The 15,499-nt window shown below is 63.1% G+C and carries 6 protein-coding genes; 1 reads left to right on the top strand and 5 read right to left on the bottom strand.

Features of this window, described 5'->3' with window-relative positions:
* Nucleotides 1-5 precede the first annotated feature (5 nt).
* The 3 genes from gyrA to HMPREF1484_RS02920 form a co-directional block, all read right to left on the bottom strand.
* Complete coding sequence (gene gyrA, locus HMPREF1484_RS02930) at nucleotides 6-2,636, bottom strand: DNA gyrase subunit A (RefSeq protein WP_016663534.1); 2,631 nt, start codon at nucleotides 2,634-2,636, stop codon at nucleotides 6-8.
* A 71-nt stretch (nucleotides 2,637-2,707) separates the two neighbouring features.
* Nucleotides 2,708-4,783 carry a DNA topoisomerase (ATP-hydrolyzing) subunit B gene (gene gyrB, locus HMPREF1484_RS02925; protein WP_016663533.1) on the bottom strand — a complete coding sequence of 692 codons (2,076 nt, stop codon included), beginning with the start codon at nucleotides 4,781-4,783 and terminating at the stop codon, nucleotides 2,708-2,710.
* A 599-nt stretch (nucleotides 4,784-5,382) separates the two neighbouring features.
* Nucleotides 5,383-10,653, bottom strand: a complete 5,271-nt coding sequence (locus tag HMPREF1484_RS02920; protein WP_016663532.1) for a S8 family serine peptidase — start codon at nucleotides 10,651-10,653, stop codon at nucleotides 5,383-5,385.
* Nucleotides 10,654-10,973: 320 nt separating this feature from the next.
* Here HMPREF1484_RS02920 and HMPREF1484_RS02915 point away from each other — a divergent pair, with 320 nt between their 5' ends.
* The gene (locus HMPREF1484_RS02915) at nucleotides 10,974-13,082 is read left to right on the top strand and encodes a bifunctional UDP-sugar hydrolase/5'-nucleotidase (protein ID WP_016663530.1); all 2,109 of its coding nucleotides are present in this window, start codon (nucleotides 10,974-10,976) and stop codon (nucleotides 13,080-13,082) included.
* 302 nt (nucleotides 13,083-13,384) lie between these two features.
* Here HMPREF1484_RS02915 and HMPREF1484_RS02910 read toward each other — a convergent pair whose 3' ends face one another.
* Entirely contained in the window at nucleotides 13,385-14,173 is a 789-nt protein-coding gene (locus HMPREF1484_RS02910; RefSeq protein WP_232049683.1) for a DUF721 domain-containing protein, read from the bottom strand.
* Nucleotides 14,170-15,492 carry a DNA replication/repair protein RecF gene (recF, locus tag HMPREF1484_RS02905; protein WP_016663528.1) on the bottom strand — a complete coding sequence of 441 codons (1,323 nt, stop codon included), beginning with the start codon at nucleotides 15,490-15,492 and terminating at the stop codon, nucleotides 14,170-14,172. Before recF ends, HMPREF1484_RS02910 begins: the two co-directional genes overlap by 4 nt.
* Nucleotides 15,493-15,499 lie beyond the last annotated feature (7 nt).

Raw genomic sequence — 15,499 nt, 5'->3', positions numbered from 1 at the left:
TTCGATCAGTCCGAGACTACGGCATCGCCGGCATCATCACTGCCAGCTTCGTCGGCCTCGTCGTCATCCGGCTCACTTTCCTTGAACACGTTGACGAGGATGATCGAGTCTTTCTGGTCGGGCTTTGCGAAGACAACGCCCATGGTGTCACGGCCCTTGGACGGCACGCCCGCGACGGAGGACCGCACGACCTTGCCCTTCTCCATGAGCACGAATACTTCATCGGTTTCTTCAACGATCGCGGCGCCCACGAGGTGACCGCGGTCGTTGGGGAGCTTCGCCACCTTAATGCCAAGGCCACCGCGGCCCTGCACGCGGTACTCGTCGATCGAGGAACGCTTCGCGAAACCGGAATCGGTCACGGTAAACACGAACGTGTCGGGGTGAGCGACATCCATCGCGAGAAGCTCATCATCGCCACGGAACTTCATGCCGGTCACGCCGCCCGTGACGCGGCCCATCGGGCGCAAAACGTCGTCGGAAGCGGGGAACCGCACGCTCTGGCCGTTCTTCGAGACGAGCAACAGGTGATCGTCACTGTTGACCGCGCGAGCCGCCACAAGCTCATCGGTGACGAGGGAACCGTCGGGCCCCTCAAACTCACGCAGGTTGATCGCGATCAGGCCGGCGCTGCGGTTCGAATCAAACGCGCTCATCGCGGTCTTCTTCACGATGCCGTGCTTCGTGGCGAGCACGAGATATTCGGCTTCGTCGTAGCCGCCGATCACGAGCACGGAGCGGATCGTCTCATCAGGCTGGAATTCGAGAAGGTTCGCGATGTGCTGGCCCTTCGAGTCGCGCGGCGCCTCGGGAAGCTCGTAGCCCTTGATGCGGTACACGCGGCCGAAGTTCGTGAAGAACAACAACCACTTGTGGGTCGTGGTCGTGAAGAAGTGATCCACGACGTCGTTCTCGCGCAGGCTCGCACCGCGCACGCCCTTGCCGCCACGCTTTTGCGCACGGTATTCGTCGGTCTTGGTCCGCTTGACCCAGCCGCCGCGCGTGATAGTGACGACCATGTCCTCTTCGGGGATGAGATCCTCAACGGACACATCGCCATCGAACGGCACGATCTGGGTGCGGCGCTCATCGCCGTACTTCTCGACGATCGCCTCAAGCTCCTCGCTCACGATTTCGCGCTGGCGCTGCTCGCTGCCAAGGATCTCTTCGTACTCGAGGATGAGCGCGGCGAGACGATCGTGCTCCTCCGTGATCTTCTGACGCTCGAGGGCAGCCAGTCGACGAAGCTGAAGCGCAAGGATCGCATTCGCCTGGATCTCGTCGATGTCCAGAAGCGCGATAAGGGCCGTACGAGCCTCGTCCACGTCAGGCGAGCGGCGAATGGTCGCGATGACCTCGTCGAGGGCATCGAGCGCCTTGAGGTAACCGCGGTAGATGTGGATCTGCTCTTCCGCCTTGCGCAGGCGGAAGCGGGTGCGGCGCACGATGACGTCGATCTGGTGCTTCGTCCACTCACGCACGAACGAGTCGATCGAGAGGGTTCGCGGCACGTCGTTGACGATCGCGAGCATGTTCGCGGAGAAGTTCTCCTGAAGCTGCGTCTGCTTATACAGGTTGTTGAGCACAACCTTCGCCACAGCATCACGCTTAAGGGTGAGCACGAGGCGCTGGCCGGTCTTACCGGAGGTTTCATCGGTGATGTCGGCGATGCCCTGGAGGCGGCCGGCCTTGACGAGCTCCGCAATCTTGCGCGCGAGGTTGTCGGGATTGACCTGGTAGGGAAGCTCGGTCACGACGAGCGCGAGACGCCCGTTGATCTCCTCGGTCTTGACGACGGCACGCTGCGTGATCGAGCCGCGACCCGTGCGGTACGCCTCCTCGATCCCCTTACGACCCGTGATCGTCGCGCCATTCGGGAAATCGGGGCCCTGGATACGCTCGATACACGCCTCGAGAAGCTCTTCCTTCGTGGCCTCAGGATTCGTGAGCAGCCACTGAACGGCAGAGGCCACCTCGCGCAGGTTGTGCGGCGGGATGTTCGTGGCCATACCCACGGCGATACCGGCCGAGCCGTTCACGAGAAGGTTCGGGAAACGCGCCGGCAAAATCACGGGCTCGTCGACGGTGTTGTCGTAGTTGCCCGTCATGTCGACGGTGTCTTCGTTGATGTCGCGCACGAGCTCGAGGGCGAGCGGCGACATCTTGCACTCGGTGTACCTCGAGGCGGCGGCGCCGTCGTCACCCGCGGAGCCAAAGTTACCCTGGCCAAGGATGAGCGGATAGCGCATGTTCCACGGCTGCACGAGGCGCACCATCGCGTCATAGATCGCGGAGTCGCCGTGCGGGTGGTAATTACCCATAACCTCGCCAACGACCTTCGCGCACTTGCTGAAGGAACGCTCGGGGCGGTAGCCGCCGTCGTACATGCCGTACACAATGCGGCGGTGCACGGGTTTGAGGCCGTCGCGCACATCGGGAAGTGCACGCCCCACGATCACGCTCATCGCGTAATCGAGGTAGCTCTTTTGCATCTCCTTGTTCAGATCAACCTGGAAGATCTGATCGCCCTCATCCTCGTCGATCGCGTCGACGGTGGTGGTGAGGCCCTGCGGGATCGCGTGTTCGAGATCCTCGGCGCTCTTCGGGCCCTGGTCCTCGATGTTCTCGTCGCTCATGTCCTTCTCCCCTACTCTTCCTCGCGTGAATGCTCTCTCAATAACCGCTGCTTACCCCTCGGGGCACCGGTTTAGATATCGAGGAAGCGCACGTCCTTCGCGTTTTCCTGAATGAACCGGCGACGCGCATCGACGTCGTCACCCATAAGCACGCTGAACACCGCGTCGGCGTCGGCGGCCTCGTCCATCGTCACCTGCTTGAGGGTGCGAAGGTCCCGGTCCATCGTGGTGGTTTGCAGCTCGCGCCAGTCCATCTCGCCGAGACCCTTGTAGCGCTGGATGCCGTTGTCCTTCGGGATGCGCTTACCGGCCGCGCGGCCCTCTTCGAGCTTGCGGTCGCGCTCCGCATCGCTGAACACGTACTCGTGTGGCGCGTTCGTCCACTTGAGGCGGTACAGCGGCGGCATCGCGATGAAGACGTGCCCGAGCTCGATGAGCGGGCGCATGTACCGGAACAGCAGCGTGAGCAGAAGCGTGCAAATGTGCTGGCCGTCAACGTCGGCATCCGCCATGAGGATGATCTTGTGGTAGCGCAGCTTCGTGGGATCGAAATCCTCACCAATGCCCGTGCCGAACGCCGTAATGAGCGAACGCACCTCCGCGTTGTCGAGAGCGCGATCAAGCCGCGCCTTTTCGACATTAAGGATCTTGCCGCGGATCGGGAGGATCGCCTGGGTCTTCGGGTCGCGGCCCGAAACCGCCGAACCGCCTGCCGAGTCACCCTCGACGATAAAGATTTCGCTGATCGCGGGGTTGCGGCTCGAGCAGTCGCGAAGCTTGCCGGGCATCCCGCCCGTTTCAAGCGGCGACTTGCGGCGGGTCGCATCGCGCGCCTTGCGGGCTGCCTCGCGGGCCGCGGCCGCCGACTGCGCCTTCGTGACGATCGTCTTCATCTCATTCGGGTGGGCCGACGCCCAGTCCGCGAGCTTGTCGGTCATCACCTTCGACACGAACGTGCGCGCGATCGTGTTACCGAGCTTGGTCTTCGTCTGGCCCTCGAACTGAGGCTCGCCGAGCTTGACGGACACAACGGCCGTGAGGCCCTCGCGGATGTCTTCGCCCGTGAGGTTCGCGTCCTTTTCCTTCATGAGGTTGTTCGCTCGCGCGTAGCGGTTGATCACGCCGGTGAGCGCGCTGCGGAAGCCTTCTTCGTGCGTGCCACCCTCGTGCGTGTTAATCGTGTTCGCGTACGTGTGCACCGATTCCGAATACGCGGAGGTCCACTGCATCGCGATCTCCACGGAGATCATGTGGTCGGTGTCTTCGCTCTCGAAGCTGATGATCTCCGGGTGGATCACCTCGGCACGCTTCTGCTTGTTGATGTACTTGACGAAATCCTCAAGGCCCTGCTCGTACAGGAACGTCACGGACTTCGTCTTGGGCTTCTCCGCGGTGTCGGCGCCAGCCTCGGTGGGGCGCGCCGCATCGTTGATGCCATCGTTTTCGTCGACATCCTGGTCGAGATTGTCGAGATCGGGAAGATCATCGTCAACGGGATCCTCGACCGGGCGGTGATCGGTGAGCGTGATCTTGAGGCCCTTGTTGAGGAAGGCCATCTGCTGGAAACGCTTACGCAGCGTCTCGAACTCGTACTCGGTGGTCTCGAAAATGTCACCGTCGGCCCAGAACGTCACGCTCGTGCCGGTCTCGGTGGTTTCCTCACCCTTTTCGAGCGGGGCGTTCGGCACGCCGTGCGTGTACTGCTGGCGCCACACGTAACCGTCACGCTTAATTTCGACCTCGAGGCGCTTCGAAAGCGCGTTCACGACGGACGAGCCCACGCCGTGCAGACCGCCCGAGACCGCGTAGCCGCCGCCACCGAACTTGCCGCCCGCGTGGAGCACCGTCAGCACGAGCTCAACGGCGGGCTTCTTCTCGGTGGGGTGCATCGCCACGGGAATACCGCGACCATCGTCGATCACGCGCACGCCGCCGTCCTCGAGGACGTCCACGGTGATCTCACTCGCGTAGCCCGCGAGCGCCTCATCAACCGAGTTGTCGACGATTTCGTACACGAGGTGGTGCAGGCCGCGCTCGCCAGTCGAACCGATGTACATGCCTGGGCGTTTACGAACCGCCTCGAGGCCTTCGAGGACGGTGATGTCCGAGGCGTCGTAATGCGGTGCGTTTTCCTGGGCTTCGCTCACGAAGGAATCTCCTTGATGGTCAACGCCGGGTCGGTTGAGCCCGGGTGTGAGGATCGAGGGCCCGTAAACCACGACGACCCCTGTGTAGGGGACCAGGCCCACCGTGGGGGCCCGTGGCCTCTCAGGGCCGTTTGCGGGCCGCTGAGCGAGTCTCGACCACTCTCAACCCTCAAATTTTACCGCACAGCATCGGTGAAAGTGCGTTCATGCGTACAGATCGAGGTGGCGTGTGTCGGGCGGCACAACCCCTCCCCCCTTGAATTGCATAGGGGTTGTGGGGGTTTGGGCGACCGACAACTTCGAATTGCATAGGGCTAACGGGGGTTTGAACCACCCGGCGGTGCGGAGTGGGCCGGGGCGGACCGGAGCAGGACGGGGCGGAGCGGACCGGGCCAGACCGAAATAACCCCCACAACCCCTATGCAATCCAAAGGGGCGGGGCGGAATAACCCCCACAACCCCTATGCAATTCAAAGGGAAAAAGGTGGGGTGCGGAGTCCGACGCTTGCCGGCCTCCAGCACCCCACCATTTCTCGGCCCGTTTCCGAGCCACATCAGGGCCTTACACCATCACAGCCCTGTTCTCCATTCGCTGCTCCCTACTTGCCGCCTCTGCGGCGAGCAACAACGACGGCCACCACGCCACCGAGCACGATGAGCGCCGCAACACCCGCGGTAGCCGCGATCTCCGCACCCGTGCGCGGCATATGCGAACCGCGATGAGAGGAGGCATCCTTCGACGGAATCCTCGACGGACCTTCGGCCGAGGAACCGTCGGGCTTACCCGGGGCCTGAGAACCCTCGCTGCCACCCTTCACGGGCGGCTTACCGGGGTTCCTCCCGCCATCGGTATCCGGGTTCGCGGGGCGCTCGGGAGCGTCATCGCCCGGGTTCGCCGGGTTCTCCGGAGTGCTGGGCTCGGGCGCCTTCTGCTTCTCGGTAATGGTCACCGTCACGACTCGCACAACCGAGCGGCCGTCGGCATCCGTCGCGACGAGCGTGACCTTCTGCTCGCCTGGCACGAGAACCGTGCCGGGAGCGAGCGCGAGAGTCGTGTCGCCGTCCTTGAACGCCGAGCCGTCGTCGGTCACCGTGAAGTGGCTGAGCACCGTCTTCGCGGCGGCTGCCTGGTCAGCGAGCGCACCGTGCTCGACCTCGAAGGCCACCGTGTCGGGTCCTTCGATCACGGCATCGTCGTCGACGATAAACGTCGTGGTGTGCGTCGTGACGTTGCCGGCAAGATCCGTCGCCTTCACGCTTGCCGTGTAGAAACCAACCGGAAGATCGGCCGTCTTGATTCTCGTGCCGAGCCGGGTTTGCGCGGTGCTTGTCTCGGTGCCATCCACGACGGTCGTCGGCTCAGGCACGCTCCTATCGCCTGCATCGGAAGCCGCCTCTTCAGCATTCACGCTGTTCGGGGCGACCTCGCCAGCATTATCGCCGTCGGTCGTCTCGGGCGGCGCGAGCACGCCGTCGATCGTTGCGGCCTTGCTCGTCAGCTCGGTGTCCTCGTTGTAGATCTCCTTCCCGTTGAGGCTCACCGCGACGTTGGCGAGGTTTGGATCCTCGCCCCACGCTTCGAGCTCGCGCTGGTCGCGGATCACCTCCATGTCCTTGACGGTGTCGATGCCAACGGTGGGAGCCTCTTTGTCGACAACGACGGGAATGATCGCAACGAGTTCATTGCCCATCGAGTCGTTCGAGTACACGAGGAGCTTGTCGCCGTCGCGGACGGTGACGAGGTGCTCGAACTCCTGGCGATTAACCTCCTCACCGGGGTGGTTGTGCCGCACGAAGTCGGTCAGGTACTCGTTGTTGATCGCAAGGTAGTGACCCCAACCGTCATCGCTGATCGATCCCTTGAAGGTGACGTCATCGGTGTTCGTGTAGAGCGTGCCGCCCACGAGGCCAGGCTCCGTGAAGTGGAGGCTCGGCGGCTTGATATCCACCCATAGGCGGAACGAGCCACTGAACTGCTCCTCACCCTTGTCGTCCTTCACGATCTGGTGGAAATCGATGATTCCCACGTCGATCGGGAGGTCAACGCTGAACGTGTCGCCCTCGATCGTTGCGGCAATCGGCTCGTTCCTCGTGATCGTGCCGTCCTTCGCACGCGACGTCGGGATGAATTCGATCGAGCTCACGGGATCCTGGATCTTGCCGGTGAGGTGGAGAGTCTTTCCATCCTCACTTACGCCCTCGCTCTTCGAGCTGATATCGCACCAGTTCTCTTCCGCATTGCACGTCTCGATGTCGTAGGTCGGGCGAGCAAAGCCGTTGTCCTCGGGCTTCTCCTCGGGGGCGGGCGCCTCGCGGCCCTCGATCTCGACATCGAGGGTGCCCTCAGTGGCGCCATCGCTCGCCACCACGGTCACGACGGGAACACTCGGATCGACCTTCTCGGTGTACGTGAAGGTGCCATCCGGCTTGACCTCGACAGGTTCGTTGAAGATCCACGCCTTCAGGTTGGCATTCTCGCGCTCATCGGTAATCGTGCCGGAGAGCGTGAAGCTGCCGTCCTCGCCCACAACGAGCTTGCCATTGTCGTTGAGCGCGCTCTTGTCGATCGTGATGGTGGGCGCTTGCGCGTCCTGCTCGACCGTGATCGTGCGCCGTGCGACCTCCTTGCCGGAAGCGTCGTAGGCGATGACCTCGAGCGTGTACGGGTTCGGGCCCTTGTAGGCCTTATCGACGTACTCGAACGTGCCATCGGTAATCTTCGCGTCCTCACCATTCACGGTGACGCGGGAAACCTCGCCCTGGACAACGCCCGACACTTCGAGGGCACCGTCGGAATCCTTACCCACGTACGCGCTCTCCCCCTCGGGGATGCTGTGCCCGTTCACGTTGACGAACAAAGGCGCATCGCTGAACGTGACGATAGTGGAGGCCTCGTTGAAGCCGCGATCGACGGCGCCCACCGTGACGTACGGGGTTGCCGGATCGAACGTGGCGACGAAGCTGCCGTCGGCCTGCTTTTCGACCGTAAGCTGCTCCCCGCTCGCGTCGAGCACGATCGGATCGTCGAGGATGCCCGTGCCGCCCTGATTATCGACGGCCGTGAAATGCACGCGGCCCGGCTCCTTGTCGAGAATGTCGATCGTGGGTGCCGCGGTGTCCACCGTGAACGGCAGGTCCGTGATCTGCGGCTCGTAACCCTCGGCGATGCGTGCCTTGAGGCGGAACGTATAGGAGCCGTCGGCAAAGGGCGTTTGCTTACCCGTCGACTTATCCCACAGCGTGCCGTCGAACGAACGGCCCATGAACGTGAGGTCGCCGTCGAACGCGGTCGGCACCTTCGAGCCGATCATGCGTCGCAGCATCTCATCCTTGCCGAGGCTCGCGATAACCTTGCCGTTCGCGTCGAGAATCTCGTATTCGACCTCATCCGCGTTACGCATGAGCAGCATGCCCGGGGTCACCGTGTCGAGAACGCCGTCGCCGTTCGGGGAGAGCGCGAGCGGCTTCTCATCGGGGTTGTTGAGCTGGGTTGTGGCCTCACCGAGGGAACCCACGAGGTTCGTGTTGTCGGCGGGGCCATCCTCGATCCACGGCTTGCCCGGCTCCTGGATGATGTTCTCCTCATTCCAGTCACCCACGAAACCGAGGTAGGGAACGGCAATGTCAAGCGCGCCATTCTCGCCCTTGAACTGGGCCCAGCCCTCGATGAAGTGATTACCCGCAGCGGTGTGCGGGGTGAGGGTGAACTGCACCGTGGCGGTTCCGCCCGCGGGCACGGTCACGTTCGAGGCCGACGCCGCCAGGCTCTCATTCGAGACCGTGGCAAGAGTGGGCTTTCCCGCCTCATTCGTTTCCCCGAGCACCTTTTGTGCGGGGATGCTGAACGTGCGGTCCTGATCGCCGCGGTTCGTGAGCGTGACCGTGAAGGTCGTCGGCCCGTTGATCTGCTTCAGTGCGACGGCTGCCTCGCCGTCGACGGTAGCGGTGACGTCAGTTGCGAGCGCGCGATCGACCTCCGCGAGACCCGCACCGATCTGGCGAGGGAGGTACGGGGTGCCGTCCTCGTTTTCGAGGATCTTCGCGGTGTTCATGAGTGACGTTTCGATGAGCTCAACGCGTTCCTTGCCCGTGATGTCCGGGAAGCGCTCCTCGAACTTCTGCGTGAGAAGCGCGCTGAGGCCCGCGACATTCGGGGTCGCCATCGACGTGCCGCTCATGTTCTCGTACTCGTTTTCGCCGACGGTCGAGTACACGTTGCCGCCGATACCCGCGAGCTGCGGCTTGAATGACAGGTCGTTCGGGGTTCCCCACGAGGTAAACGAACTCGGCTCGAGACCGTCGGGAGCCGGATCCTGCTTGATCTGGTCCGTGAAGGTGACCGTCGCGTTCGGGTCTGCTTTAAGGGCGTCGATCAGCTGGTGGCCCTGCTCGTTCGTGAGGGCCGCACCGAAGGTCTTGAACTTGTCGATGCCCGCCATGCCGCGGTACCCCTCTTCGCCATCGCTGTTGAACACCATGACGCCTTCCGCGCCGTGGTCAAGGGCGTACTGGAACTTTTCCGCGAACGAAATCTCGCCGCGCGAAATGAGCGCGTACTTGCCCTTGAGGTCGATGCCGTCCTTGTAGTCCTCCGGGCGGCCGAGACCCACGTACTGATACGGGTGAGGCTTCGCGTCAGGCTCACCCACGCCCTCGAGGTAGCCGATATCGGTGCGCTCGCCGTTCGCCTCGAAATAAACAAGCGGAACACTCAGCGTCGAGTTATTCACCGAGGCGATCGAGAACGCGGAATCATTCGTCGAGGGGCTGCCCGCCGTACCGTCATCGAGGCGACCAAGCACGTCGTCCGGCCCACCTTCGAGCGAGAAGTTCTGCCCCTCATTACCGGCGGCCACGAGCGTGATCACACCCTCTTCGCGGGCCTTCTTCATGGCCTCATAGGCGCCGTCGGAAAGATCCGGGACACCGTTCGGGCTGCCAAGAGACATATTGATGACATCGGCCTTGAGCTTCACCGAGTCCTCGATCGCGGCGATGATGTCGCCATCATTCGCCCCCGAGGACTTCTTCGGGTCGTTCGAAAAGACCTTCATCGCAAGCAACTGCGCATTGGGTGCTGCGCCATCGATACGGCCCGTCGAGGCAAAGTCAGGGGTGTCCCCCTCGGAGCCATTCGCCGCGGTAATACCCGCGACGTGCTGGCCGTGCTGCGAATCGGTGAGGTCCATGACCTCGAAGTTGTCGTCCGCGTAGTTGTAGCCCGTCGGCACCTTCTCATTGAACTTGCCGGCCGCTTCGGGGTTGATGCTCGTGATCTTTGCGTTCTTGAAGACACCGTCGTCAAGGCGCATATCCGGGTGCTGGGCGTACACACCCGAGTCGATGATCGAGATCACCGTGCCCTCGCCGTCAACGCCGAAGTCCTTGTACGCCTGGGCAACACCCTGGAGCTCACGCGCCGAGTACTCGCTCTGGTAGTACACGCGCTCGCGGCGCACCGAGGCGACCTGCTTCTCGGTCGCGAGGTTTTGGATCTTGCCCTCGGGCATTTCGGCGCTGAAGCCATTGACGAGATACCCGAACTGTCGATCCACCTTCAGGCCGTACTTCGCCTTCCACGACTCAAGCAACTTTGCCTGGTTCGAAAGGCGGCTCTTCTCGCCGGATTCGCTCGGGGCCGACGGCTGCTCCTTCAGCATGACGACGACGCGCACGCGTTCGTTAGACACGGGGCGGGTGCCCCGCTTCTCACGCTGTTTCTGAATCGCCGCGCGCTGAATCTGCGAGATCGCCGACGCTGATTCGTGGTCATCGGTAGGTGCAGCGAGCGCTGCCGGGACGGCAAAACCCGCGGCGACAGCACTCACCGACAACGCGGCAAGAACTTTGCGCATAAAGCCTGGGGACACAGTGTTCTCCTTTGAATAAAACTGCGAGGAATCAAACCGAGAACACCGGGATCTGCAACGCGCCGGGCCGGGGCCAAGGGAAGAACGAGAAGCGGCTCTGTGACTCAGTTATCACAGAAGCCTAGACACATTGCGGGACTTAAGTGGCCGGTTGCTCAAAAAATGACACGGAAAAAACGAAAGGCCTGGTCATCCGTCGGAACCCTCCGGCCCTGCCAAAACGACTCCATGCCGTGCTCCGCCATTCACCCACCCGTAACTTTCTGCGCTTAAATTCTGAAAAGCCCGTTATTGTCCCCCCACCCTCTCCAGGAGATCCCATGCGCAAAGCAACGGCAGCTGCGCTCACAGGCCTACTCCTTTTGACCGCGGGCGCCCCCGCGTTCGCGGCCGACGGCGACCGAACCGACATCAAAGACATCACGATTCTTGCGACGACCGACACCCACGGCACGGCGCTGAACTACAACTACTTCACGGGCAAGCCTTTCGGCACGCCAGAGGACCCGAAGAACCTTCGCGGCATGGACCACCTCGCAACCGCGATCACGGAGATCCGCAAGGACAAGGGCGAGAGCGCTGTTGCTCTCCTCGACAACGGCGACGCGAACCAGGGGTCCTCCCTCGAGACGGTCTACAAGCGCGACCACGCCAAGGGTGACGTTGACCCGATCGCGACGATCTACAACTACCTCGAGTACGACGCCGGCGTTGTGGGCAACCACGAGTTCAACTACGGCCTCGACGAACTCCAGGACTACAAGGGCGCTCTCGACTTCCCGCTCCTCGGCGCTAACGTCACCGATAAAAAGACCGGCAAGCCCTACCTCGAGCCCTACACCTTCGTGAACAAGAAGACTGCCGATGGCCACGACGTGAAGATCGCCGTGATCGGCGTCGTCACGCCCGGCATCCCCGGCTGGGACGGCAAGAAGGTTGAGTCCCTTAACTTCGGCGACCAGGTCGAGGCCGTCCAGAAGTACGTTCCCGAGGTCAAGGAGAAGGGCGCGGATGTCGTCGTCGTTCTCGCCCACACCGGCCTCGACCCGGAGGGCTACGAGTGGAAGGCCGCTGACCTCCAGGAGAATGCCGCGCGCTCGATCGCCGAGAACACCTCCGGCGTCGACGTCGTGATCGGCGGCCACTCGCACCAGACCGATCAGGTGCAGAACTACTACACCAACAAGGACGGTCACGAGGTTCTCTTCACGCAGCCTGGCTACCACGGGCGTTTCCTTTCGAACGTGACGATCCCACTGAGCCTCGACAATGACAAGGTTGTTGTCGACTGGAACGAGAAGGAGAAGCCGAGCGCCGAAGCCGTCAAGGCCGCGGATTACGCGGCCGATCCGGAGATTGAAAAGCTCATTTCCGATTGGCACGAGAAGACCAAGAAATGGGTCGAGACGGTCGTCGCCAAGGCCACCGAGGACATGCCCGCCGCCACTTCGGCCTGGGAAGACACCGCGATCCTCGACTTCATCAACTACGTGCAGACCGAAGAGATCAAGCGCGCGATGAAGGGCACAAAGAACGAAGGCCTGCCGATCGTTGCTGAAGCCTCGCCGTTCTCACGCGAGGCCGTGTTCAAGAAGGGCGATGTCACGATCGCCGATATGGCTTCGCTCTACATCTACGACAACACCCTCTTGGGCGTGAAGATGAATGGCACTCAGCTCAAGGAATATCTCGAGCACTCGGCTCGCTACTACAAGCAGCAGGAGGAGGGCGCGAAGATCGACGATTGGTCGACCGTCACGAACGCCCAGTACGACGGCATGACCCGCGGCATTCCCGACTACTCCTACGACGTGCTCTCGGGCGTGAGCTACCACATCAACATCTCCAAGCCCGTTGGAGAGCGCATCGAGAACCTCACGTGGCCCGACGGCACCCCCGTGAAAGATAACGACGAGTTCATCCTCGCGCTCAACAACTATCGACAGTCGGGCGGCTCGGGTTACCCGGCCGTCAAGGAGGCCGAGGTTGTCTATGACGAGCAGGTGGCGATCCGCGATCTCATGATCGAATGGGCGACCAAGAACAAGACGATCGACCCGGCGAACTTCTTTGCGAAGAACTGGGACGTGAGCACCTCGGCTGCTCCCGCGGTTGATCTTCCCGCCGACGATGAGGTGGCGCAGCCTTCCGGTGACTCGGGCACTCTCGTGGACGAGCCGAACGACGGGGCTTCCGCTGATGGGGATGCTGACGGAGAAACTGATGATTCCGCTGATGATTCCGATGGCGGCGAGACGATTCCGATCAACGATTCGGACGACGATGCCGATCACTCGAAGCCCTCTGCTCCCTCGCGGGCGCGCGGCCCGCTCCCGCGCACGGGCGCGGAAAGCCTCGCCGTTGCAGGTGTGGCATTCTCGCTCCTTGCGGCGGGTGGCGCGATGATCGCTCGCAGGCGTCGGGCCTGATCTCATAGGTGCCCCGTAAAAAGGAGGGCCGGAGCCGGGTGGCTTCGGCCCTTCTTTGCGCCTCACACACCCCAGCACCGCCAGCACCACCCCTGACTCCTCCCTCCTCACCAGCCTTCACCCCCTCCCTTACCACTCCCCTACACCCCCTAACCCTTCCCTAATTTCCCCCGCTCCGCCTCACTTGCCCCTCACCCACTTCACACATCACCACCCCGATCACGAAAGTGGTGAAAAAGAGCCAAAAAGCGCCATCTACCTACGTGAGGGGGCGATTTTTCACCACTTTCACCGCGGCTGCACTACCCGTAGGTATCGCGCGGACCGCGCCACGTCACCGTGCGGCGCCCCTTTTTCCACGATTGCGTACTCGGTCCAGCAACCTTGATTTCGCTCACGACCTGCGCACCCACCCGTTCGTGGATTCGCGTAATGATCTGCGGGCCGAGCATTCGAAGCTGCGCCGCCCACGCGGAGGAATCCGTGCTCACGACGAGCACGCCCTCCTCGAAACTTTCGATGTGGCAATGCTGCGCGATAGCGGGCCCCACGATGTCGTCCCATTCGGCTAGCACACGCCCCGCACTCAGGCCCCGATCCCACCCGAGGTTCACGAGCATCTTTTCGAGCACGGTGTTCAGGCGCTGAGGATCGCGCGGATCGGGCCGCGCCCCCGAATACCCCGCTCCCTGCGATCTCTCGCCGCGCGGATCGCCCTTGGGGCGCGTCAGCCTACTCGCACGCGGCCGGTATCCGTGCTTTTTGGCGGCGGCGCGAGCCTGGTTGAGGGCGCGCCGGCCGAGCTCTTCGGGGCGCGCGAAGTCTCGGGGCCTCGCATCGGGGTCGGGCGCGAGTTCCTCGCTCAGCTCCGTTCCGACGCTTTCCTCGCCCTCCGGGATCCCACGTTTCTCATGGTGCGGCCGCGCTTCACTGCCGTTGCTCGCCGCGACGCCTAACGGAACTGGGCGACCGGTCTGCTCGTCAGGGTGTCCCGGCTCCGGGCGACCCTGCTCGGGGTAGCCCTGCTCGGGGCGGCGTTGCCACGTCCCGAGCGCGTAGGGGTTGAGGGATGCACGGTTATCGCCGTTCACCACGTGGCCCCCTGACTACTCGCCCCTCGAGGTCCGTCGTCACGCGCGGTGGCGGAACCCTTGACCACGTCAATGACGTGCACGTCGTCGCCGATGGAACGGGGGATGTCGGCGTCGTTGGCGGTTGTGATGAGCACTTGCGCGGCGCCTTTGATGATGCGCCCGAGGCGTTCGCGGCGGTGGGCATCGAGTTCACTGAAGACATCGTCAAGGATGAGGATCGGTTCGCCGTCGCCGAGGTCGCCTTCTTCGATCGTGAGGAGGTCGTAGGAGCCGAGTCGGAGAGCGAGGGCGAGCGACCATGATTCGCCGTGGCTCGCGTACCCCTTGGCGGGGAAGTCACTGAGGCGGATCTCGAGGTCGTCGCGGTGGGGGCCCACGAGGCTTACGCCTCGCTCGATTTCGTCGTCGCGGCGTTCGGCGATGTGGGCGAGGAGGGCGTCGTGGAGCTGCTGGAGGCTCGGCAGCGGAGGTTCGTCGCGCGTCGTTTCGGCGTCGCTCGCGGCGGCGAGGTCACCCTCGAGAATGGTCGAGGTGTAGCGGATGTTCGCGGGGCTCGTGACGGCGCCGCGGCCGTCGGGGCCGAGACCGAGGTTAGGGTCGGCGCCTTCATCGCTTGAAACCCGCAGGTAGGAGTATCCAACGTGGGGTCGCAAGCGATTCACGAGGTGGAGGCGCGCGCGCATGAGTTCAGCTCCGCGACGCGCGAGCTGCTCATCCCAAACGGCGAGGGTCGATTCGGCGGCTTCGCGCGGGTCCATGCCGCCAATGTCGGAGGGCCCGTGTGTGCCGCCTCGCCCCCTGTTCATCGCCCGCATCTGTTTCAGAAGGTGGTTGCGCTGGCGCAGAACCTTGTCGTAATCCGATTTGATGCTCGCAAAGCGCGGGGCGATTTCGAAGAGGATCTCGTCGAGGAAGCGCCGGCGACCTTCGGGCTCGCCCTTGACGAGGGCGAGATCTTCGGGAGAGAACATCACGGCGCGAACCTGCCCGAGGACCTCGCGGGCGCGTGCGAGTGGTTGCGAATGTAGGCGCACTTCGTTGGGGCGGCCGGGGGCGATCTGCATGTCGATGCGCACGTCGCGGCCGGAGCGTTCGCACATCGCGCGGATGATTGCGGTCTTCTCGCCTCGCCGCACGAGGGCCGCGTCATGGGCGACTCGGTGCGAAGAGAGGGTCGCGAGGTACCAGAGGGCCTCGACGATGTTCGTTTTGCCCTGGCCGTTCGCACCCACAAACACGGTGATCCCGGGCGTGAAGCGAAGGAGGGTGTGTGCGTAGGAGCGGTAGTTGAGGAGTTCGAGCGCCTTGAGGTGCATCGAGAAT

Source organism: Dermabacter sp. HFH0086 (genome assembly GCF_000413375.1).
GTDB classification, from domain to species: domain Bacteria; phylum Actinomycetota; class Actinomycetes; order Actinomycetales; family Dermabacteraceae; genus Dermabacter; species Dermabacter hominis.
Note: the sequence above shows the minus strand (reverse complement) of the source record. Positions and strands in the feature narration are given on the sequence as shown.